Source organism: Streptomyces sp. NPDC002669, from assembly GCF_042889165.1.
Taxonomy (GTDB): Bacteria; Actinomycetota; Actinomycetes; order Streptomycetales; family Streptomycetaceae; genus Streptomyces.
The window spans coordinates 115796-136770 of sequence record NZ_JBIAQQ010000025.1 but is presented as its reverse complement, the minus strand read 5'-3'; the positions used below and the strand labels follow the sequence as shown (position 1 = coordinate 136770).

The 20975-nt window shown below is 72.4% G+C and carries 18 protein-coding genes and 1 riboswitch; of the genes, 10 read left to right on the top strand and 8 right to left on the bottom strand.

The annotated features are described in order from the left end of the window. Window positions 1–85 precede the first annotated feature (85 nt). The 3 genes from ACFYW1_RS30175 to ACFYW1_RS30165 all read right to left on the bottom strand — a co-directional run bounded on the left by ACFYW1_RS30175 (window position 86) and on the right by ACFYW1_RS30165 (window position 1579). Entirely contained in the window at window positions 86–499 is a 414-nt protein-coding gene (locus ACFYW1_RS30175; RefSeq protein WP_389000131.1) for a DUF6507 family protein, read from the bottom strand. 267 nt (window positions 500–766) lie between these two features. After that, on the bottom strand, window positions 767–1078 hold the full coding sequence (locus tag ACFYW1_RS30170; RefSeq protein WP_148835891.1) for a pore-forming ESAT-6 family protein: 312 nt from the start codon (window positions 1076–1078) through the stop codon (window positions 767–769). Between the two features lie 168 nt (window positions 1079–1246). Beyond that, window positions 1247–1579, bottom strand: a complete 333-nt coding sequence (locus ACFYW1_RS30165) for a hypothetical protein (protein ID WP_389000128.1) — start codon at window positions 1577–1579, stop codon at window positions 1247–1249. 427 nt (window positions 1580–2006) lie between these two features. On the opposite strand from ACFYW1_RS30165, the gene ACFYW1_RS30160 reads away from it, so the two are divergent. The 5 genes from ACFYW1_RS30160 to ACFYW1_RS30140 all read left to right on the top strand — a co-directional run bounded on the left by ACFYW1_RS30160 (window position 2007) and on the right by ACFYW1_RS30140 (window position 8799). After that, window positions 2007–3299 (top strand): cytochrome P450, encoded by a 1293-nt coding sequence (locus ACFYW1_RS30160; RefSeq protein ID WP_389000125.1) that lies wholly within the window; start codon window positions 2007–2009, stop codon window positions 3297–3299. A 225-nt stretch (window positions 3300–3524) separates the two neighbouring features. Beyond that, window positions 3525–4604 carry a hypothetical protein gene (locus ACFYW1_RS30155; protein ID WP_389000122.1) on the top strand — a complete coding sequence of 360 codons (1080 nt, stop codon included), beginning with the start codon at window positions 3525–3527 and terminating at the stop codon, window positions 4602–4604. After that, window positions 4595–5284, top strand: a complete 690-nt coding sequence (locus ACFYW1_RS30150; RefSeq protein ID WP_389000119.1) for a hypothetical protein — start codon at window positions 4595–4597, stop codon at window positions 5282–5284. Before ACFYW1_RS30155 ends, ACFYW1_RS30150 begins: the two co-directional genes overlap by 10 nt. A 3-nt stretch (window positions 5285–5287) precedes the next feature. After that, window positions 5288–5962, top strand: a complete 675-nt coding sequence (locus tag ACFYW1_RS30145; RefSeq protein WP_389000116.1) for an RES family NAD+ phosphorylase — start codon at window positions 5288–5290, stop codon at window positions 5960–5962. 2 nt (window positions 5963–5964) lie between these two features. Then, on the top strand, window positions 5965–8799 hold the full coding sequence (locus ACFYW1_RS30140) for a CHAT domain-containing protein (protein WP_389000113.1): 2835 nt from the start codon (window positions 5965–5967) through the stop codon (window positions 8797–8799). 2 nt (window positions 8800–8801) lie between these two features. On the opposite strand, the gene ACFYW1_RS30135 is transcribed toward ACFYW1_RS30140, so the two are convergent. Next, window positions 8802–10667, bottom strand: a complete 1866-nt coding sequence (locus ACFYW1_RS30135) for a caspase family protein (RefSeq protein WP_389000110.1) — start codon at window positions 10665–10667, stop codon at window positions 8802–8804. Between the two features lie 172 nt (window positions 10668–10839). On the opposite strand from ACFYW1_RS30135, the gene ACFYW1_RS30130 reads away from it, so the two are divergent. Next, window positions 10840–11880, top strand: a complete 1041-nt coding sequence (locus tag ACFYW1_RS30130) for a hypothetical protein (protein ID WP_389000107.1) — start codon at window positions 10840–10842, stop codon at window positions 11878–11880. Between the two features lie 64 nt (window positions 11881–11944). Here ACFYW1_RS30130 and ACFYW1_RS30125 read toward each other — a convergent pair whose 3' ends face one another. The 4 genes from ACFYW1_RS30125 to gcvT all read right to left on the bottom strand — a co-directional run bounded on the left by ACFYW1_RS30125 (window position 11945) and on the right by gcvT (window position 16352). Then, entirely contained in the window at window positions 11945–13327 is a 1383-nt protein-coding gene (locus ACFYW1_RS30125) for an L-serine ammonia-lyase (RefSeq protein ID WP_389000104.1), read from the bottom strand. A 157-nt stretch (window positions 13328–13484) separates the two neighbouring features. Next, on the bottom strand, window positions 13485–14744 hold the full coding sequence (gene glyA / locus ACFYW1_RS30120; RefSeq protein WP_389000101.1) for a serine hydroxymethyltransferase: 1260 nt from the start codon (window positions 14742–14744) through the stop codon (window positions 13485–13487). Window positions 14745–14766: 22 nt separating this feature from the next. After that, a complete protein-coding gene (gene gcvH, locus ACFYW1_RS30115; RefSeq protein WP_376221987.1) occupies window positions 14767–15144 on the bottom strand; it encodes a glycine cleavage system protein GcvH in 378 nt (125 codons plus the stop codon). Between the two features lie 92 nt (window positions 15145–15236). Continuing rightward, window positions 15237–16352 (bottom strand): glycine cleavage system aminomethyltransferase GcvT, encoded by a 1116-nt coding sequence (gene gcvT / locus ACFYW1_RS30110; protein ID WP_389000097.1) that lies wholly within the window; start codon window positions 16350–16352, stop codon window positions 15237–15239. A gap of 141 nt (window positions 16353–16493) precedes the next feature. Further along, window positions 16494–16591: riboswitch (glycine riboswitch) on the bottom strand. 159 nt (window positions 16592–16750) lie between these two features. On the opposite strand from gcvT, the gene ACFYW1_RS30105 reads away from it, so the two are divergent. From ACFYW1_RS30105 to ACFYW1_RS30090, 4 genes are all read left to right on the top strand, one after another. Continuing rightward, window positions 16751–17434, top strand: a complete 684-nt coding sequence (locus tag ACFYW1_RS30105; protein ID WP_389000094.1) for an AAA family ATPase — start codon at window positions 16751–16753, stop codon at window positions 17432–17434. 151 nt (window positions 17435–17585) lie between these two features. Beyond that, window positions 17586–18356 carry an enhanced serine sensitivity protein SseB gene (locus ACFYW1_RS30100; protein WP_389000091.1) on the top strand — a complete coding sequence of 257 codons (771 nt, stop codon included), beginning with the start codon at window positions 17586–17588 and terminating at the stop codon, window positions 18354–18356. 173 nt (window positions 18357–18529) lie between these two features. Beyond that, a complete protein-coding gene (locus ACFYW1_RS30095; RefSeq protein ID WP_389000088.1) occupies window positions 18530–19309 on the top strand; it encodes an enhanced serine sensitivity protein SseB C-terminal domain-containing protein in 780 nt (259 codons plus the stop codon). A gap of 598 nt (window positions 19310–19907) precedes the next feature. Beyond that, complete coding sequence (locus ACFYW1_RS30090) at window positions 19908–20912, top strand: ABC transporter permease (protein ID WP_389000085.1); 1005 nt, start codon at window positions 19908–19910, stop codon at window positions 20910–20912. The last annotated feature ends 63 nt before the right edge of the window (window positions 20913–20975 follow it).

Genomic DNA, 20975 nt, shown 5'->3' with positions numbered 1-20975 from the left:
TGTCCGGCGTCCTTGGTCAGGGACGCGTGGTCCTTCTCCAGCTGGCCCAGATCACCGGTGTACTGCGGAATGGCCTCGGGCTTGATCATCGGGTCTGTACTCCGGGCTTGTTCGGGTCCAGGTCGACCGCGCCCAGGGCCTTGCGCTGTGCCTCGGCGGCCATTTCGAGGTCGCCGTTGAGGTAGGCGGTCGTGGCGTCGACCGCGCCGGTCAGGGACTTCCCGGCCCGGGCCGCGATGAACTTCAGGTCCCCGGTGGTGTGCTCGGCGAACTGGGACAGGGCCAGAGCGACCAGGCCGCCCACGGCGTCCTCGCCCTTGCCGTCCCCACCGCCCCCGCCACCCGCGCCGGCATCGGCACTGATCGTGCCCGCACTCGACGCCGCCGACGTCAGATGATCCCCGTACGACGTCGCGTGCGTCTGAATCTTCGACGCCGTCTCACCCGTCGTCTTCAGCACACCCTGAATACCCTGCGGCTTCAGATCCCACCCAGTCACCACAACACCCCCGTGAACTACCTGAAGAACATCGAACCGGACGACTCCGGCCAAGGGCCTGGCGCGGAGATCGAGAAGAGAACCCATCGGGCGGCAACCGACCCGACGGGCGATCCCGGCAAAGGCCCCGACCGGCCGGACGGCCCGGCCGGGTCCCCGTCGGCCGACGGAATCGGCCGGGAGGCGCCGCCGAAGAGTCCGGCGGCGCGAGCGGCCGACCCGGTCGAGAGGAACGACCGGATCAGCCGGGAAGAACGACCGAAGGACTCAGCCGATGTTGTCGACCGCGGCCTTGGCGCGCGTGATCGTGTGCTGCGCGGTGCCGTCGTTCTTCTCCAGCGTCGTCTTGAGCAGCTGGATGATGTTCTTGACCTCCTGCGAGGAACGGTTCCACCGCAGTTCCTTGCCGTGGTACTCGTCCGCCACGCCGTCGGCCGCGAAGTCCGCCATCGCCGCCTTGACCTGGCCGTCGCGCGCCGTGATGACCTCCTCCAGCCGCGCGATCACCACCTGGATGTTGCCCTGCGCGTCCGCGGACGCGCCCGTGTCGTACGCACGACGGTCAGTGCCACCGGCCATCAACAATCACTCCCCGTGAAAACCTGTCAGAAAAGAACGCAATGGAATGGAACGAACCGAAACGGGCCGGAGCGGAACAGGCCGTGGTGAAACGGGCTGTTGCGGAACGGGACGGAACGGAGCGAACCGGAATGGAACGGATCGGGACGGACCGGAGTCCTGCCCTCGTCAGCGGGCGCCGAAGCGCGCCGCGTCGAAGTTCGCGCTCGACATCTGCTGCCGCGCGTTGTCGCCCTGCTCCTGGTCACCCGAACCGAACGCGGACTCCATCCCGGACTGACCGCCCAGGAGAGCCGCCAGCGAACCGTTCAGCGCCGCCGTGATCTCGTCCGACCGGTTCTTGAACGAGTCGAACGCCACCCGCCCCGAACCGTGGAACTTCCCCTCCAGCGGGGCCGCCGCCTGAAGCAGCTGACGGATCAGCACCCCCAGGTCGTCACTCGACCCACGAGACTTCGACGACAGAGTCGTCAGAACCTGCGCCCCCATGTCGAACTTCATTCGATCCCCCTGCCAGGCTGCGTGAACACATGTTTCGTCATGCCTATCAATTCGACGGGGTCGGAGGCAATCGGGATCCCGGGGCTGTGGACAGGCTGTGACAGAGGAGACAGTCGTCCGCTGTGCGCAATGAGAGTCGGATGTGCGGTACTTGGCCGGAGCGACGGGAGGGGCGGCCCCGCCGGTGGCGGCATCCTTCCGGGGGGCCCATCCGGCCCTGGTGCCGTGATCATGATCACGACCATCGTGGGGGCGGCAGTGGTGGCGCATGCCACGTCACCGGCTGCTTCGGAGGCTCTGCTTGCTCCCGATCTGCGACAGAATGCGGTCTGGCACAAGCCGTGTCGCCGCCGGCCAGTATTCACATCCGCGCCTGCTGCACAACCCTCTCCCGTCCGCACCGTGTGTGCGGACCGCGCGACGACTCATGGAGTGCAGATTGACCACGACATTCCGCTCCCGCATCACCGCCCGGATCGGGCGCGCCTATCTGTCCAGGATCCAGAAGTACGGAATCGGACCCTCCACGATCAGGCTGCTCCCCGACGACCTGCTGATGATGATGCGCAGGGACGGCCTGGACCCGGTGGACAAACTGGCCAGGACCCGGGCGAAGAGGCCGGTCTCCAAAGTGTCGTTGCCGTTCGGCATGGACGCCTGGGTGGTCAGCGGATACGAGGAGTCGAAGGCGGTCCTCGGCTCGGCCGACGGGTTCAGCACCGACTTCGCCCACCTCGCGACGAACGCCGGGGTGGCGGCCGAGCAGAGTCCCGGCGGGCTCGGGTTCAACGACCCCCCGGTGCACACCCGGCTGCGCCGCATCCTCACCCCGGAGTTCACGATGCGCCGGCTGCGGCGCCTGACGCCCCGGATCGACGCCATCATCGAGGAGCGCCTGGACGCGATGGCGGCCTCGCCCGGCCCGGTCGACCTGGTGCAGGCGTTCGCGCTGCCGATCCCCTCCCTCACGATCTGCGAACTGCTCGGCGTGCCGTACGAGGACCGTCACGACTTCCAGAAACTGGCCATGGACCGGTTCGACCTGTTCGGCGACGCGACCGCGCCGTTCGGTGCGATGTCGGAGTCGCTGGAGTACTTCAGGGGCGTCGTCGAGGCACAGCGGAAGAATCCGGGCGACGGCCTGCTCGGCATGATCGTGCGGGAGCACGGTGACGACGTGGACGACGAGGAGCTCGCGGGTCTCGCCGACGGGGTGCTCACCGGCGGGTTCGAGACGACCGCCAGCACGATCGCCCTCGGCTCCCTCGTACTCCTCCGGGACCGGGACGTGTTCGACCGAATACGCACGGACGACACCGCGGTCGCGCCTTTCGTCGAGGAGGCGCTGCGCTACCTGTCCGCCGTGCAGATCGCCTTCCCCCGGTTCGCCCGCCGGGACATGGAGATAGGCGGCGTGACCATTCCCCGGGGCGACATGGTGCTCTGCTCGCTGAGCGGCGCCAACCGCGACGCGTCGTACGTCGAGGACGACGGGCGCTTCGACCTGGACCGGGTCCCCTCCGCGAGCCACCTCGCCTTCGGTCACGGCATCCACCGCTGCGTGGGCGCCGAACTGGCCCGCATGGAACTGCGCGCGGCCTACCCGGCCCTGGTGCGGCGGTTCCCCGGGATGCGGCTCGCCGTCCCGCCGCAGGACCTGTCCTTCCGCAAGGTGTCGATCGTGTACGGGATCGAGTCGCTGCCGGTGCACCTGCGCTGAGGCCGGCCCGGGGCGGCGCCCCGGGCTCCCGAGGGGCCCGGCCCCGCCCGACCCGACGACGACCCGAAGCCGACCCGCGGCCGGCCCGGCGGGCACCTCGCCGGCGCCTAACGTGAACGGGCGGCCCGGCCCAGCCTTGTGATGCCGTTGCCGCCGCACGATCATGGGCCCATGTCAACTCGTGCCGGACCATTTGACGTTGCGTCGGTTTTGCAGGAGGTGAAGATGGTCCGCCTGGAGGGGCTGGTACGGCTCCGAGGGCTCGACCTGCCCCTGCTGCGCAGGGCCGCCGCGTCGGTGCCGGGTGCCGTGACCGACGCCTGGCCCGTCGAGGTCGAGAACCTGCTGCGGACGGCCGTCTCGCGGCTGGGCGGCGGCGATCTCCAGGAGGCGGCCGAGCGCACGCTCGGACTGGCGTCCGGCATGCGCGACCGCGCGGCCGCCGACCGGCGCCGCCTCGCCGCCCAGGTGTACGGCCTCAGCGTGGAGCGCTTCCGCAAGAGCCAGGAGGAGATGGTCCTCGGCCAGATCGCCGAGTGGGTGTGCTGGATCGCCGGCACCGGGAACCGGGACGCCGCGCGGACCGACGGCATGCCGGCCCCGCACCTCCAGCACCGCACCCTGCGTCTGGCCCGGTCCGGGAGACCGCTGACCATCACCCTGCACATCCACCCCGTCGAACTCCTGCGGAACGTGGACGTGATCGTCTCCCCGAGCAACACGCACCTGGGACTCCCGGAGATGTACAAGGCGTCCGTGTCGGCGTCGCTGCGCCGGGCGGGGGCGGTGCGCGACGCCGCGGGCGACGTGGTCGAGGACCCCGTCCACGACGACCTGGCCCAATGGCGCGGGAAGCACGGCGTGCGGCACCGCCCGGTCCTGCCCGGGACGGTCGCGCCCACCGGGCCGGGCGCCCTGGCGCGACAGGGCGTCCGGCGCATCTACCACGCGGTGGTCGCCGTCCCGAGACCCGGCACCAACGACTACGAGGTCACCCCGCAGAACGTCGCCGCCGCGGCCGCCCGCGCCCTCGCCCTGATGTCGGAGGAACGCGACGCCCACACCCCGCCGCTGCGGTCCGTCTGCTTCCCGCTCCTCGGCGCGGGACGCGGCGGGCTGACCCCGGAGAACAGCGTCAGCGCCCTGTGGACGGCCCTCGTGGCGGACTTCGACCGGGAGCGCGAACTGCACCTGGTCGTCCGCCGGCCACTGGTGGCGGACCTGGTGACGGAGGTGCTCGGCGGCCGGACCGACCCCGGCCCACCGGCCGGCACCGACGGTGGGAAAGGACATGGATGCGGATGAACCCCTTCGCGCTGCTCGCCGCCGTCGCGGCGGACTGGCCCCGGCTCGGACCGCTGCTCGCCCCCGGCGCGCACCCGGAACTGCGCGCCCTGCTGACCGAGGTGCGCACCGCCCTGGGAGCGCCCGCCCCGGACGCCCGCGACCACGAGGAGGCCGGTCACGGCGCGGCGGACCGGGCGGTACGGGCCGTGCTCGCCGCGCTGCCGGCCGGCGAGGCGGCCCGGCTGAGCGGCGACGGCGGCCCGGGACGGTTCGTGGGCACCTCGCCGTCCGCCGTCCACCAGGGCTTCGACGCCATGGACCTCTGCATGCTCGTGATCGACGACAACCCGATGGTCGGCCCGCTCCTCGGCCCGGTCCGCGAACGGCTGCTGCGGGCCCCGGCGGCGAGCCCGCCCGGGACGGGGGCCGTCGATCCCCGGTTGATCGTCCTGACCCGGGAGAACGGCGAACGGCAGCTACCCGCCTTCCAGTTCGAGGCCGGAACCATGCCGTGGCAGGTCGTCCTGGAGGTGGCCGACGTACTGCACGCCGACCGGGACCCCTGGGGCGTTGCCGACTGGTGGCTCTCCGCGAACGCGTGGACGGGCACCGCCCCCGCCCGCCTCCTCGGGCAGGGCCGGGACCCCGAAATCCTGGGCGCGGCACGCACGCTCACCGTCACGGGCGGGGAGTGGTAGACCGTGCCCAAGTACCCGCCCCCCGAACAACTGCCCGGCGAGCCGGAGCGCGTCACCCTGCCCGCGGGCACCCCCGTCCACCGCGTCCACAGCACCCACCGGGACGCGCTCGCCTTCAACCCCCGGCCCGCGCACGCCTTCTACTACGGCGGACGCTTCGACAGCACCCCGTACGACACGTACGGCTTCCTCTACATCGGGTTCGGCGTCGGCGCCGCCGTGTGCGAGGTGCTGCTGCGCTCGATCCCCTTCGACGGCGACGGCGGCACGCGCCTGCTCCCGCGCGCCTCCTTCGAGGACCGCAGCCTGTCCTTCCTGCGCCTGGCCACCGACGTGGACGTGGTGCCGCTGATGTCCGGCAGGGACCTGGCGGCGGTCGCGCAGGACTCGTGGCTGGTGCACGCCGAGGGCGCGGACTACCCGCAGACCCGCGACTGGGGCCACTGGATCCGCCGCCGGACCGCCCCCTGGGCCCAGGGCTTCGTCTGGCCCTCCAAACGGGAGCCCGCCGACCGGGTGGCGGTCCTGTTCCAGGACCGGTGCGGCGAACCGCCCCTCGAACCCACCGGCGCCGCCCGGATCGACTTCGGCACCGAGGACGGCGAGCAGTGGCTGAACGGGGTCCTCGCCCCGTACCGCACGCGGACCGCGCCACGACAGCAGGGACGGATGCTCTAGACATGCAGGCGAAGCCGTACGACCTCCAGTCGATCATGTACGAGATCCAGCAGTCGCTGACCGGGGGCAGGACCGCCGCCCAGGACCTCACCAAGGTCGCCGACCTGGTCCTCGACCGGCTCGGCTGCGCCACCGCCGAGGAGGCATGGGAGCGGCTCCACACCGACTGGAGCAACCTTCCGCGCGGCACCGCGCTGTCGGGCATGCGCGCCGGGCAGATCCTCTCCGTCCTGCCGATGCTGCGGTACCACCAACACGTCGGCGACCAGCGGCAGCTGGACGAGCTCATGGCGGAGGCCGACGCCCACGGCCCGGACGGCCAGTGGCGGGCCACGGTCACGACCATCGGCAGCACCTCCGGGCTGCAACGGATCGAGGACCCCGCCGACATGGAGACGGCGCTCGCCCGGATCGAGCAGTCCCGCGCCGCCTTCCCGGCCGACAGTCCGCAACGCGACGCGCTCGACCTGGCCCACGCCGGACTCCGCGCCCACCTCGCCCAGAACGGCGGCGGCGAGGACGACTTCGACTCGGCCGTGGAGGACATGGCCCGGCTGAGGGACTCGCCGGCCTTCGACGCCGGGACGCGCCTCGGGATCGACGGGCAACTCGCCGTGTTCCGCTCGCACCAGGCCACCCGGCGCGAGGACGAGACCGCACTGGCCCGGCACATCGGCGAGTTGGAGGCCGTCGTCGCGCAGCTGCCTCCCGACCACATGGACCGGCTCGGGATGGAGTCCAACCTCGACGTCGCCCGGGCCAACCTGGAGATCCTGCGCGCCCGGCGCACCGGACGGTTCCTGCCCGACTCCTCCGGCATGGTGGCCACCCCCGACCTGGACGAGGTGCGGCGGCAGGTCGCGCTGCTGCCGCGCGAGGGGCGGGCCGACCGGCTCGGCGAGGCGGGCATCAGCAGCGTCGGCAGGGCCCTGCTCGCGGGCAACGCCCGGGGCGCCGTCGAGGCCATGGAACTGCTCCACGACGCCCTGGACCTCCTCGAACCCGACGACGAGCGCTGGCTCCGCAATGCCCAGGTGCTCGGCTCCGCCCACCTCATGCTCGGCGGGACGGCGTCGGTCCCGCCCGCCGACCGCCCCGGCCACATCGACCAGGGCATCTCCTGGCTGAAGCACACCCGGCGCCTGGCCGGCGGCCCGGCGCACCCGTTGTGGAACTCCCTCGGGATGTCCCTGGCCTCCGGCTACCGGGTCCGCGCCGACAACCAGGTGCTCGGCGCCCGGGCCACCCGCCTCAACCACGCCGAGGCCCGCCGCATCGGCCTCGACGCCCTGCGCGCCGCCACCTGGGGCGTCCTGCTCCAGTCCGGTACCGCGCACGCCGCCGAGACCGGCCGCCGGGCCGGTGAGCAGGCGCTCGACGTGGCCCGCTGGTGCCTGGCCGACGGCGTCCACGACGAGGCCGTACGCGCCCTGGACGCCGGGCGCGGCCTCGTCCTGCACGCGGCGACCGTCGCCACGACCGTCCCCGGCATGCTGCACGCCCTCGGCCAGGACGACCTGGCCGACGAGTGGCGGGCCGCGGGCGGCGCCGCGCCCGACCCGGAGCCGGGGGCCGTCGTGCCCGCCCCGCGCGCGGCCCAGGGCCCCTCCAGCCGGCTGCGGCGCCGGGTGCTCCAGGCCCTCGCCGCCTCCCCGCACCGGCGGCAACTGCTGGACGTCCCCGAGCTCGCGGACATCGGCCGGGCGCTGCGCGCCATGGACCGTGCCGCGCTGGTCTACCTGGTGCCCGGCGGCGACGGCGTGCCCGGAACGGCGCTGATCATCCGTGCCGACGGCACCACCAAGACCCTTCGCCTTCCCGAACTCACCCTCTCCGCAAGCCCTCTGACGGAGTATCAAGCCATCGGGTCACCCGGCCGCACCGCGGGCGGACCGCCCACCGCGAGCGCGTCCCGGCCGCAGCCGCCCACCCCGGACGAGGGCCGCGCCGTGCTGGAGCGGCTGTGCGCATGGGCGGGACGGGCGGTGATGGGGCCCCTGCTCAAGGCACTGTCCGGCGGGCCGGGCCGGCCCCCGGCCGTGGTGCTGGTGCCGATGGCGGAGCTGGGCGCCGTGCCCTGGCACGCCGCGCGCCTGCCCGACCGCCGTGGCACACCGCGGTACGCGTGCCACGAGGCGGAGATCTCGTACACCCCCTCCGCCCGCCTGCTGTGCGAGGTGGCCGGCCGGCCCTCCGCCGGCGTCCGGCAGGCCCTCGTCGTCGGCGACCCGACCCGCGATCTGTACCACGCGGGCAAGGAGGCCGAAGCGATCTTCCGCACGTTCTACCCGGACGGAGAGTTCCTCGGCCCCGGCACCGCCACGCCCGCCGCCGTGCTCGACTGGCTGGGCCGGCAGCACGGCGGGATGCTGCACCTGGCCTGCCACGGCGAGGTGCGCCGGGGAGGCCGCAACAGCGCGTACCTCAAACTGTCCGGCGGCGACCTGAACGCCGAGGAACTGACCGAGGGCACCGCCCGGTACCGCCACCTGGAACTCGTGGTGCTCGCGGCGTGCAGCACCAACGTGTCCGGGCACGGCCACGACGAGGCGTACAGCCTGTCCACCGCGTTCCTCGTGGCGGGGGCGCGCTCGGTGCTCGGCTCCCTGTGGCCGGTGCCGGACGAGGCCACGTCCGTACTGATGTACATGACCCACCACTACATGCGCCGCGAGCGCCGGACCCCCGGACAGGCCCTGCGCGACGCCCAGTTGTGGATGCTCGACAAGAACCGCAGGACACCGGCCGGGATGCCCGCGGACATGGCGGCACGGGTTCCGCTGATCGACGCCGCCGATCCGACCGGCTGGGCCGGGTTCACCCACCTCGGCCGGTGATGTCAGGGCAGCTCGGTGCGGATCGCCACCACTGCGGTGCCCCACCGGCCCACGTCGTGGGCCGGTCCGCCCGCGGTCCGGGAACCCGGCGGAACCAGCCGCAGCAACCTGCCCCCGTTCTCCGGGTCCGCGCCACCGCGCCCCGCACCCGCCCCGTCCGGGGACCAGGCCGGCAACCGGAACGGGGCGACGTTCAGCTCGTTCTCGGCGACGATCAGCCGCAGCCAGTCCCGGGCGAACGAGCCCCGCACCAGGGAACGGCCGGGCGGCAGCCGCAGCCACACCGGTTCGCCGCGCCGCGCCGTCCCCGCGTGCCCGGACGCCACGAAGTCGCCCTCGAACAGGCCGGTCGACGATTCGTAGTCGTCCGCCAGATCGAGCAGCACGCCCCACAGCATGAGCGGGGAGTCGTTGTGGACCCGCACCATCACCTGCGGTTCCCGGCCGTCCGGCGTGTACGAACACACGATCTCGCCCCCAGCCGTGTGCCGGAGGTCGCCGACCAGCGGTTCGACCGTCACCCGCACCAGCGAGGACAGCCACGGGTCGGGGTTCTCCAGGTTCTTCAGCAGGTGCCAACGCGCGATGTGGGACAGGCAGTCGGCCACCCGGGCGGCGTCGGCCGGTGACCGCAGCGGCAGCGGGGCGACCGGATGCCCGTCGCCCCCGGTCACCCGGGCCGTGCCCGCCCCGACCTCCAGCCGCAGCGACAGCCCTTCCCCACCGGTGGACAGCATCGGCGCGCCCTCCATCGCAGCCCTCATCATGCCGACGGCGGCGGGATCCCCGACGACCGTCACCGCGGCCGGGGGGAACGCCGGCGCCGACGGCGTCACCCCGTGCACCGTCGTGAGATCGCCCGGCCCCGGCACCCAGCCGACCGGTTCCACCAGCGCCGACTCGGGACGCACCGTCCGCACGGCCACCGTCCGCGGCCCGCCGGCCCGCCGGGCACCGTCCTCGTCGACCAGGGCGAACTCGGCCCCCGCGGACCGGAGCCCGTGCGCGGAGCCGCAGTTGACCTCCCACCCCGACACCGTGTGCCGGAGCAGGAACGGAGGCACGGGCAGCGCGTCGCCGTGCAGGAAACGCAGGTGCTCCGGACCGCGCAGATCCGAACTGTGCAGCTCGGGATGTTGCGTGGGCTGCCGGCTGCGCACCCGCTCCTCGACGAGGGAGTGCACCTTCCCGTACGCGGCGGCCGGACCGAGCCGGCGCAGCACGTGCACCAGCGAATGACTGAAGTACCCGTGGTGTCTGCCGTCGACCAGCGCCTCGTACGCGGACTCCTGCTCCCGGCACGCGGCGAGCAGCACGTGCCGGCGGGAACCCGCCCCCACGGTCCCCGACGCCCCCACGGCCCGCGTGCCGTCCGTGCGCCACCACGGCCGCCAGACCACACCCCGCGAGCGCGTACCGGGCGGCGGCTTGCGGCTCGCGCCGCCGGCGTGGCAGCAGTCGAGGACGGCCACGACATGGGCGCCGCCCGCCGCGATCCCGTCGAGGAGAGCGCCGAGTTCGGTGTCCCGGAGCAGCGGCTGCCCGCCCTCGTCGAGGCTGTCGGAGCACACGAGTGCCTGGCTCATGCCGGTCGCCGTCCGGGGGTCGTCGCTCTCGTGCTCGCTGCCGTGCCCGCTGAACCACAACAGCGCGGTGTCCCCCGGACCGCTGCGCCCAAGGTGCGTCCCGATGCCGTCGACCACGGCCGCCCTGGTCGCCTCCGCGTTGCGCAGTCGCCGGACCGAGACCCTCTGGCCGCCCTGTTCGCGCAGCCAACTCTCCGCCTCCGTCACGTCGTTGACACAGCCACTCAGCGGCTTGTCCGGATAGTCGTCGATGCCCACCAGGAGTGCGTACACGGTTCGCATGCGGTGATCCTGCCAGGGCCGGCGGGGCACGGGCAGGGCGTTTTCGGGGCGGTTGCCGGGCGTCCGCGCGCAACCGCGTGTCCGGCCGTGGCGTCGGATGTTGACTGGGGGCGAGGAACCGCCAGGATCGTTCCGCACCACATGCTTCCCACGGCTCAGGAAGGAAAACGGCGTGACTTTCGGGGGACACAATCCGTACGGCCCGGCATGGCAGCCGAACGGAGGGCAGCCGCCCCCGCCGCCCGGCGTGCCGCCGCAGCCCGGCCCCCCTCCGTTCCCCTACCCGTACCCGGGGCCGTACCCGCCCCCGGGACAGCCGCCGTACGGTCCCTACGGACCGCCCCGCTCGCTGTGGCAGGAGCTCCGCGAGGGCGACTGGCCCCCGCTGGCGGAGCTGCTGCGCCGGCTGCCCGTCCACGGGTGCGTGTGGGCCCTGCTCATCTTCTGCTTCCTGCCCTTCGCGGTGGTCCTGCTGGTGTCCTATCCGCTGGCCCGCTCGGCCCGCCGGCAGGCACATCTGAGGTTCCCCCCGCACGCCCACCGGCGCATCGTGGACCCGCAGGTGATGCGGGTGCAGAAGATCAGGGCCTGGACCGCACTGGCCATGTCCCTGCTGATCCTCGTCCTCTACGGCACCGCGGCGGACTTCGAGGAGGTGCAGGAGCAGTACGCCTTCCGGCTCGCCGTCACCCCGTGGCTGCTGCTGTTCACCGCACCCCTGGTGATCACGGCCCTGTTCCGGATGGTGCCCGTGACCGCCCGGGCGGGCATGCGGGCCCGGCTGCGCCCCGCCATGCGGCTGGCCCTCCGGTACTTCGGCGCGTTCACGGCCGTGCCGCTGCTCTTCGCGGTCATGGTGCTCGTCGGCGAGAGCATGGAGGACTACTGGTTCACCCCGCTCGTCACGTTCCCCCTGCTCGCCCTGGTGATCTGGGCGTTCTTCTTCGTCCTGTTCGCCTCGGGGACGGTGGTCCGCACCGTGTTCGGCACCTCCGAGGTGCATGCCGCGCTCCCGGCCCTGCTGACGGGCGTGCTGGTGTGGGAACTGGCGGCCGTCAACCTGGCCATGGGCGGCATGCCGCCGGGGCCGCCGCTCATCCAGATCTGCGCCCTGATCGGCGGCCCGGCATCGGTGTCGGCGGTGGCGTGGTGGGAGATCGTCCGGCTGCGCACGAGGTACGGGGTGACGCTGCGGGGCCGCCCGGTGCCGTGACCGCGGGCGCCCGCGCGGCGGACCGGGGAGACCGCGGGCCGCCGCGCGGGCGGGCCCGCGGCTCTCAGCACTCGATGATGTTCACCGCGAGACCGCCGCGCGCGGTCTCCTTGTACTTCACGGACATGTCCGCGCCCGTCTCCTTCATGGTCTTGATGACCTTGTCGAGGGAGACCTTGTGACTGCCGTCGCCGCGCAGCGCCATCTTCGCCGCCGTGACGGCCTTGACCGCGGCCATGCCGTTGCGCTCGATGCAGGGGATCTGGACGAGCCCGCCGACCGGGTCGCAGGTCAGGCCGAGGTTGTGCTCCATGCCGATCTCGGCGGCGTTCTCGACCTGCTCGGGGGTGCCGCCGAGGACCTCGGCGAGGGCGCCCGCGGCCATGGAGCAGGCGGAGCCGACCTCGCCCTGGCAGCCGACCTCGGCGCCGGAGATGGAGGCGTTCTCCTTGAAGAGCATGCCGATGGCCCCGGCGGCGAGGAGGAAGCGGACGACCCCGTCCTCCTTCTCCGCCTCGGTGGCGCCGCCGGCCGCGAAGTTCATGTAGTAGTGCAGCACGGCCGGGATGATGCCCGCGGCGCCGTTGGTCGGCGCGGTGACGACCCGGCCGCCCGCCGCGTTCTCCTCGTTGACCGCCATCGCGTAGAGGGTGATCCACTCCATCGCGTGGGTCTGCGGGTCGCCCTCGGCGCGCAGCTGGCGGGCGGTGTTCGCGGCGCGGCGGCGGACCTTGAGGCCGCCGGGCAGGATGCCCTCGCGGGCCATGCCGCGCGAGACGCAGGCCTGCATGACGCGCCAGATGTCCAGCAGGCCCGAGCGGATCTCGTCCTCGGTGCGCCAGGCCCTCTCGTTCTCCAGCATCAGCGAGGAGATGGACAGGCCGGTGTCCCGGGAGAGCCGCAGCAGCTCGTCGCCGGTGCGGAAGGGGTGCTTCAGCACGGTGTCGTCGAGGACGATCCGGTCCTCGCCCACCGCGTCCTCGTCGACGACGAAGCCGCCGCCGACCGAGTAGTACGTCTTGTGCAGCAGCGTCCCGCCGTCGTGGTCGAAGGCGCTGACCGTCATGCCGTTGGCGTGGTACGGCAGTGCCTTGCGGCGGTGCAGGACCAGCTGCTCGTCGGCGTCGAAGGCGATCTCGTGCATGCCGAGGAGGTTGATCCGGCCGGTGGCACGGATGTGCTCCACCCGCTCGTCGGCGCTCTCCACGTCGACGGTGCGGGGCGACTCGCCCTCCAGACCGAGCAGGACCGCCTTGGGCGTGCCGTGGCCGTGCCCGGTCGCCCCGAGCGAGCCGTAGAGCTCGGCCCGTATGGAGGCGGTGTGGGCGATCAGCCCGTCGTTCTTCAGCCGGCGCGCGAACATGCGGGCGGCGCGCATCGGGCCGACCGTATGGGAGCTGGACGGGCCGATGCCGATCGAGAACAGGTCGAAGACCGAGATGGCCACGGGTGACTCCTCAGGGTTGGTAGACGTCGTTGTCTGCCGGGTGGTGCGGGTACGGGCCGGCCGGTCCGCAGGGCGGCGGGGCATGGGATGGGGCACCGCGCTCACCGACCAGTGTGCGCGATGCCCCGTTCCGGCGTGTTACCAGAACTCGTCCGGACTACTTCAGACCGGAGTACAGCGGGAACTTCTCGGCCAGTGCGACGACCCGGGCCTTCAGCGCGTCCGCGTCGTAGGACGGCTTGAGCGCGGCCGCGATGATCTCCGCGACCTCGGTGAAGTCCTCGGCCCCGAAACCGCGGGTGGCCAGGGCCGGCGTGCCGATCCGCAGGCCCGAGGTGACCATCGGCGGGCGCGGGTCGTTCGGGACGGCGTTCCGGTTGACCGTGATGCCGATCTCGTGGAGCCGGTCCTCGGCCTGCTGGCCGTCCAGCTCGGAGTCGCGCAGGTCGACGAGGACCAGGTGCACGTCCGTGCCGCCGGACAGCACGGAGACGCCGACCTCGGTGACGTCCGGCTGCACCAGGCGCTCGGCGAGGATGCGGGCACCCTCCAGGGTGCGCTGCTGGCGCTCCTTGAACTCCTCGGAGGCCGCGACCTTGAAGGAGACCGCCTTGGCCGCGATCACGTGCTCCAGCGGACCGCCCTGCTGGCCCGGGAAGACCGCGGAGTTGATCTTCTTGGCCAGCTCCTGCGTCGACAGGATGACACCGCCGCGCGGACCGCCGAGGGTCTTGTGCGTGGTGGTGGTGACGACGTGGGCGTGCGGCACCGGGTTGGGGTGCAGGCCCGCGGCCACCAGACCGGCGAAGTGCGCCATGTCGACCATCAGGTACGCGCCGACCTCGTCCGCGATCCGGCGGAACGCGGCGAAGTCCAGCTGACGGGGGTACGCGGACCAGCCGGCGACGATCAGCTTCGGCTTGGACTCCTTGGCCAGCCGCTCGACCTCGGCCATGTCCACGACGCCGGTCTCGTCGACGTGGTAGGGGACCACGTTGTAGAGCTTGCCGGAGAAGTTGATCTTCATGCCGTGGGTCAGGTGACCGCCGTGGGCCAGGTTCAGGCCCATGATCGTGTCGCCCGGCTTCAGCAGCGCGAACATCGCGGCGGCGTTGGCCTGCGCACCGGAGTGCGGCTGGACGTTCGCGGCCTCGGCGCCGAACAGCGCCTTGATCCGGTCGATGGCGATCTGCTCGACGACGTCGACGTGCTCGCAGCCGCCGTAGTAGCGGCGGCCGGGGTAGCCCTCGGCGTACTTGTTGGTGAGGACGGAGCCCTGGGCCTCCATGACCGCGACCGGAGCGAAGTTCTCCGAGGCGATCATTTCGAGGGTGGACTGCTGTCGGTGGAGCTCGGCGTCGACGGCGGCGGCGACGTCCGGGTCCAGCTCGTGGAGGGAGGAGTTGAGAAGCGACATCAGATGGTCCCTTGGGGTCTCTTTAGTTGCCGGAGAACTCGGTGTACTCGTCGGCGGAGAGCAGGTCCTCCGGCTCCTCCGCGACGCGCACCTTGAACAGCCAGCCGCCCTCGAAGGGGGCGGAGTTCACCAGCGACGGGTCGTCCACGACGTCCTGGTTCGCCTCGGTGACCTCGCCGGTCACCGGGGAGTACAGGTCGCTGACGGACTTGGTCGACTCCAGCTCGCCGCAGGTCTCGCCCGCGGTCACCGTGTCACCGACCTCCGGGAGCTGGGCGTAGACGACGTCGCCGAGCGCGTTGGCGGCGAACTCGGTGATGCCGATCGTGGCCACACCGTCCTCGACGGCCGACAGCCACTCGTGCTCCTTGCTGTAACGCAGCTGCTGGGGGTTGCTCATGACCTGAATTCTCCTGTACGCGGGGGAGTGCTGTTGAACGGTGGTCTTAAGACGTGAGACGCGAATACGTCACTTTTGAGGAGGTGCGGGGGTCACTTCCGGCGCTTGTAGAACGGCAGGGCCACGACCTCGTACGGCTCGTGGGTGCCCCGGATGTCCACTCCGACGCCCGCGGTGCCGGGCGCGGCGTGCGCGGCGTCCACGTACGCCATGGCGATCGGCTTGCCGAGGGTGGGCGACGGGGCGCCGGAGGTGACCTCGCCGATGACCTGGCCGTCGGCGACGACGGAGAAGCCGGCGCGGGGCACCCGGCGGCCCTCGGCGACCAGCCCGACCAGCTTGCGCGGCGGGGCGGTCTCGGCGCGCCCGGCGGCGGCCTCCAGGGCCTTGCGGCCGACGAAGTCGCCCTCCTTCTCGAACTTCACGACCCGGCCGAGACCGGCGTCGAACGGGGTCAGAGCCGTGGTCAGCTCGTGCCCGTACAGCGGCATGCCGGCCTCCAGGCGCAGCGTGTCGCGGCAGGAGAGCCCGCACGGGATCAGGCCGCGGGAGGCGCCCGCCTCGGTCAGCGCCTTCCACAGCTGCTCGGCGTGCTCGGGGGCGACGAACAGCTCGAAGCCGTCCTCGCCGGTGTAGCCGGTGCGGGCGATCAGCGCGGGGACACCGGCGACGGTGCCGGGCAGACCGGCGTAGTACTTCAGGCTGTCCAGGTCGGCGTCGGTGACGGAGGCCAGGATGGCGGGGGACTCCGGGCCCTGGACGGCGAGCAGCGCGTAGGCGTCGCGGTCGTCGCGCACCTCGGCGTCGAAGCCCTCGGCCCGCGCGGTCAGCGCGTCCAGCACGATCTGGGCGTTGCCGGCGTTCGCGACGACCAGATACTCGGTCTCCCCGAGCCGGTAGACGATCAGGTCGTCCAGGATGCCGCCGTCCTCGGCGCAGATCATCGTGTAGCGGGCGCGGCCCGTGGCGACGGTGCCGATGTTGCCGACCAGCGCGAAGTTCAGGAAGGCCGCGGCCTCGGGACCGGTGACGGTGATCTCGCCCATGTGCGACAGGTCGAAGAGACCGGCCCGGGTGCGGACCGCGTTGTGCTCGTCGCGCTCGCTGCCGTAGCGCAGGGGCATGTCCCAGCCGGCGAAATCGGTCATGGTCGCACCCAGCGAACGGTGCAGGGCATCGAGGGCGGTGAGACGGGGGGCGGTGCTCATGGATGTGACTCCCGGGGCATGACGACGAGGACGATCCCTCCCCATCTGTCATCGGAACCTGAGAGGTTCGCCGGGAGCCCCTGAACGGGGGCGGCTTGCACCTTGGGTGGAGCCGCAGGGCGGCCCGCTTTTCAGATCTGCCTCATCCGCACGGTACGGGGCCTGAGAGATTCAAGGGAGGAACTTGCTCCTTCGGCGCCCGGCACACGCGGTGACCGGAACTCTCCCGCGCGGATTCAAACGGCCTGTATGTAGTTGGCCGGGTCATCATCGCACGCATCGGCCCGGAGTGGGGCGTCGGTCCCTCCGCGGGATCCGGCGGTGCGGACAGTTGTGCCGCATTACCTTTTCTTTACACTTCAAGGGCATACGTGGGGGACCCGTACAGGGGGAGGGTGATGACGTTGCGGCGATACGCGACGACCGCGGGCACCGCGCACGGAGCGATGCCCGCACAGCCGGGAGCCCCGGTCAGGGAGGCGCTCGGCCCGCACGCGCCCGTCGTGCGGGACCTGCGGGAGCGGACGGGGGGCGGCCCGCGCGCCCTGGACTTCGCGCCGGGCGACGTGGTGGTGGTCTCCGGGCTGCCGGGCAGCGGCAAGTCGACGCTCATCCGGCGGGCGGTGACGGCGGCACACGCGATCGACTCGCAGGACACCCGCGACCGCTGGGCGGGGATGATGCCCCGCTTACTCCCGTACGCCCTCTACCGGCCGCTCGTCCGCGCCGCCCACTACTGGGGGCTGCGACGGGCGCTGCGCTCGGGGAAGTCCGTCGTCGTCCACGACTGCGGAACCCAGTCCTGGGTGCGCGGCTGGCTGGCCCGGGACGCCCGGCGCCGGGGCCGCGGCCTGCACCTGATCCTGCTCGACGTCACGCCGCAGACGGCGCGGGAGGGCCAGCGGGAGCGCGGGCGCGGGGTGTCCGGCTACGCGTTCGCCCGGCACCGCAGGGCCGTCGCCCGGCTGCTGCGGGCCACCGAGGCCGGCCTGCTGCCGCCCGGCTGTGCCTCGGCGGTGCTGCTGGACCGGGAGGCGGCGGGGAGGCTGGACCGGATCGGGTTCACCGAGCCCGGCGGCTGAGCGACCGGAGGCGGCGGAGGGGAGCCGGGGCCGCCGGGGCGACGGAGGAGGGACGCCGACGGGCCGGTCGGCCGGACGTTCGAGGGATCGGGGCGGTCGCGGCGGCGGGCGTTAACCTTCTGCCGGAAGGCTCGGGCAAGAAGGGGAAGCAGTGGACATTCCGGCGCAGGTCCAGTCCCATCCGCAGGGCGGATGGCCGGCCAACGAGCTCGAAGAGGTGCTGATGGCCTCGGTGGGCAGCCCGGAGGCGGGCGGACGGCTCGTCGAGGTGCTCGGACGCAACCAGGTCTGGGTGCCCCTGCCCAACGGCGGCGGACCGGACTCCCCGGCCCTCGACCTGCCGACGGTGGAGATCGACGGCGCCCCGTACGTCCCCGTGTTCAGCTCCGAGCAGCAGTTCCTCGCCTGCGTCGGCGCCCACATGTCCTTCACCGTCGCGCCCGCCCGCGACTTCGCCCGCGGACTGCCCCCGCAGCTCGGCATCGCCGTGAACCCGGGCGGCGCGGTCGGGATGCCGCTGCCGCCGCCCGCCGTGGCCGAGCTCTGCCGGGCCGGACGCACCCCGCTGGACGGCCCGGCCAGCGGCGGCCGGGTCCGGCTGTACGAGCCGGACTGGCAGGAGGAGCCCGTCGACTTCCTCTCCGCGGCGGCCGGCGAGTTCGAGGAGAGCGGCGTCGTGCTCACCGCGCGCCGGGCCCTGGCCAGCATCGAGGGCGAGGACCCCGTCCTGTTCATCGGCGTCGAGTTCTCCACCTGGGACGGCGCGGGCCGCAACGCCCCGATGGACGCCCTCGGCCGCGCCCTCGGCCGGGTCGAGGTGCCCTGGCCGGTCAATCTCGTCCTGCTCGACGTGGCACAGGACCCGGTGGGCGACTGGATGCGGGAGAAGGTCCGGCCGTTCTACCGGCGGGCGGACCGCTAGGACGGGTTCCGGGGCCCCGGAACCGGACCGCGCGGATCCGGCCCGTGGTGTCAAGCCGGTGTCAGGACCGGCGCATAAGCTGGTTTCATGGCTGGTGCCTCGGCATCGGGCCGCGCCCGGAGGCCGGGGGCGCGGCGGGCCGACACAGTGGAGTCGAAGAGGGGCGGGACCAGGTGAGTGCGTCAGGCACCGCGGCGGCCGGGCAGGTCGAGCACATGCTGCGCCAAGTGACGCCCGGGCGCTACGACGCGTACGAGGCACTTCTGCAGGCCCTCGCGAACGACCGGGTCTGGATGCTCCTGTGGCACGGCGCGCCGGGCTCGCCCGACGCCCAGTACGGGAACATGGAGGTCGACGGCCTCGGCTACGCCCCCTGCGTGACCTCCGCCCAGGAGCTCTCGGCCAGCGGCTGGAACCGCGCCCACGAGGTGGTCACCGGTCACGACATCGCCCGCGCCCTCTTCCCGGACCGCTGGGGCATCTGGCTCAACCCGCACGCCCCGGGCGGCGGCGTCGGCATCCCCTGGCTGGACCTGCGCCGTATCGCCACCGGCCTCGACCGGATGCCCGCGGGCCCGCTCCGGCTCACCGAGCCGGCCATCGAGATCCCGCAGTTCTACGCCCAGCTCGCGCAGAACGCCCACCGCACCCCCGCGATCCGCTCGCTGCGCCGCGCCTGGGTGCAGCCCGCGCTCGGCGCCCCGTACCTCGCCATCGGCCTCGACCTCTACGACACCAGCCGCCCCTCGGTCGACACGGTGCGCGCGATGATGCAGCAGTCGATCGCCGCGGTCCCGGACGGCCTGCCCGTCTCCACCGTCGCGATGTCCGACGAGTACGACCCGGTCGCGATGTGGCTGCGCGCCAACGCCCGGCCGTTCTACGACCGCGAGGCCCACGCCCCGGCCGCCCCCGCCGCGGGCTACGGCTACCCGCCCCAGCGCACGTACTGACGCCGGCTCCGCCCGCCGCGCGCCCGAGGGGCGTCGCGCACCCGGCCCGGTGCGGCGGCCCGGACGGGGACCCGCGCCCCACGAGGCGCCGGCGCTTCCTCCCGGCCCGACCCCGACCCTGGCGCCGGTCCACGGGTCCGTGCCGATTCGTGCCCGTCCGATGCTTTCCATGGCACTGGTCCGTGGTCGCCGCATTGGTTTCCGTACATCCGATATTCCCGCGATGCGCGCATGCGTGCCCAACTGTCGCCACCGATGGGTGAGTTCGTCGTTTCCCTGGTCATCCCGCCCGCCATGTCCGGGATTTACCCGCTGGTCATGTCTGGTGGCGAAAGCGGGGTCAATTCACCCGCGTGCCCCGTTCTGGCTCAACTGGCCCGTGTTCGAGGGGCGTTCACATCCGTCCGGATAACGGAACACCCCAGACCGCATCACGGTTAGGCATCCATTCGTCTGACGGTCTGGCTACCTGTAGTGACGGCAATGAAGACTCCCGCAGCAAGGGCGTCTTGCCGCCTCTGTGTACGACTGACTGATCGCGCCGCCACAGCGGCCAGTTCGGCCCGGCCACCGCCGGTTGAGAGGGGTCCTTGCCACGATGACGGCACCACTGCAAGAGCCGACCACGGAAGCGGATCCGGTCGCGGCCGGCGGTCCCGCGGGCGACTCCGGGGCGAAGAAGGTCGAGGGCCGGTCTCTCAAGCAGATCGCCTGGAGCCGCCTGAAGCAGGACAAGGTCGCGCTGGCGGGCGGCATCACCGTGCTCCTCCTGGTCCTGGTGGCGATCTTCGCGCCGCTGATCGTGAGCCTGCTCGGACATCCGCCGAACGAGTTCCACCAGGAGAAGCTCGACCCGCTGACCAACCTCCCGATGGGCAGCCTCGGCGGGGTGAGCGGCGACTTCCTGTTCGGCGTCGAGCCCAACAAGGGGCGCGACGTCTTCAGCCGGATCGTCTACGGCGCCCGGATCTCGCTGCTCGTGGCGTTCCTGGCGGCCATGGTCGCCGTCGCCCTCGGCACGCTCTTCGGGATCATCGCCGGTTACTTCGGCGGCTGGGTGGACGCGGCGATCAGCCGGGTCATGGACGTGCTGCTGTCCTTCCCGCAGCTCCTCTTCATCATCTCCCTGGTCTCGGTCCTCCCCGACGACCTGCTCGGGCTGACCGGCAGCGGCGTGCGCATCGCCGTCCTCGTCGCCGTCATCGGCTTCTTCGGCTGGCCGTACGTGGGGCGCATCGTCCGGGGCCAGACGCTCTCGCTGCGCGAACGCGAGTACGTCGAAGCGGCGCGCAGCCTCGGCGGCGGGCGGGTGCACATCCTCTTCCGCGAACTGCTGCCCAACCTGGTGGCACCGATCACCGTCTACGCGACGCTCATGATCCCCACCAACATCCTCACCGAAGCGGCGCTCAGCTTCCTCGGCGCCGGTGTCCGGCCGCCCACCGCCTCCTGGGGCGGAATGCTGCGGGACGCCCTGGAGACGTACGAGCACGACCCGATGTTCATGGTCTTCCCCGGTGTGACGATCTTCATCACCGTGCTGGCCTTCAACCTCTTCGGGGACGGGCTGCGCGACGCCCTGGACCCCAAGGGGACCCGATAACCCACGACTTGCCCCTGCCGCATCGTCAGGTGGCTTTTCCCATGGTTCTCCGGCAAGCAACGG

What these genes read in the sequence shown, in the direction of transcription:
- ACFYW1_RS30140 (WP_389000113.1), top strand. Translation starts at nt 5,965, where the DNA reads ATGCAGGCGAAGCCGTACGACCTCCAGTCGATCATGTACGAGATCCAG.
- gcvT (WP_389000097.1), bottom strand. Translation starts at nt 16,352, where the DNA reads ATGAGCACCGCCCCCCGTCTCACCGCCCTCGATGCCCTGCACCGTTCG.
- ACFYW1_RS30160 (WP_389000125.1), top strand. Translation starts at nt 2,007, where the DNA reads ATGGAGTGCAGATTGACCACGACATTCCGCTCCCGCATCACCGCCCGG.
- ACFYW1_RS30155 (WP_389000122.1), top strand. Translation starts at nt 3,525, where the DNA reads ATGGTCCGCCTGGAGGGGCTGGTACGGCTCCGAGGGCTCGACCTGCCC.
- ACFYW1_RS30170 (WP_148835891.1), bottom strand. Translation starts at nt 1,078, where the DNA reads ATGGCCGGTGGCACTGACCGTCGTGCGTACGACACGGGCGCGTCCGCG.
- ACFYW1_RS30090 (WP_389000085.1), top strand. Translation starts at nt 19,908, where the DNA reads ATGACGGCACCACTGCAAGAGCCGACCACGGAAGCGGATCCGGTCGCG.
- ACFYW1_RS30165 (WP_389000128.1), bottom strand. Translation starts at nt 1,579, where the DNA reads ATGAAGTTCGACATGGGGGCGCAGGTTCTGACGACTCTGTCGTCGAAG.
- glyA (WP_389000101.1), bottom strand. Translation starts at nt 14,744, where the DNA reads ATGTCGCTTCTCAACTCCTCCCTCCACGAGCTGGACCCGGACGTCGCC.
- gcvH (WP_376221987.1), bottom strand. Translation starts at nt 15,144, where the DNA reads ATGAGCAACCCCCAGCAGCTGCGTTACAGCAAGGAGCACGAGTGGCTG.
- ACFYW1_RS30150 (WP_389000119.1), top strand. Translation starts at nt 4,595, where the DNA reads ATGCGGATGAACCCCTTCGCGCTGCTCGCCGCCGTCGCGGCGGACTGG.
- ACFYW1_RS30135 (WP_389000110.1), bottom strand. Translation starts at nt 10,667, where the DNA reads ATGCGAACCGTGTACGCACTCCTGGTGGGCATCGACGACTATCCGGAC.
- ACFYW1_RS30105 (WP_389000094.1), top strand. Translation starts at nt 16,751, where the DNA reads ATGACGTTGCGGCGATACGCGACGACCGCGGGCACCGCGCACGGAGCG.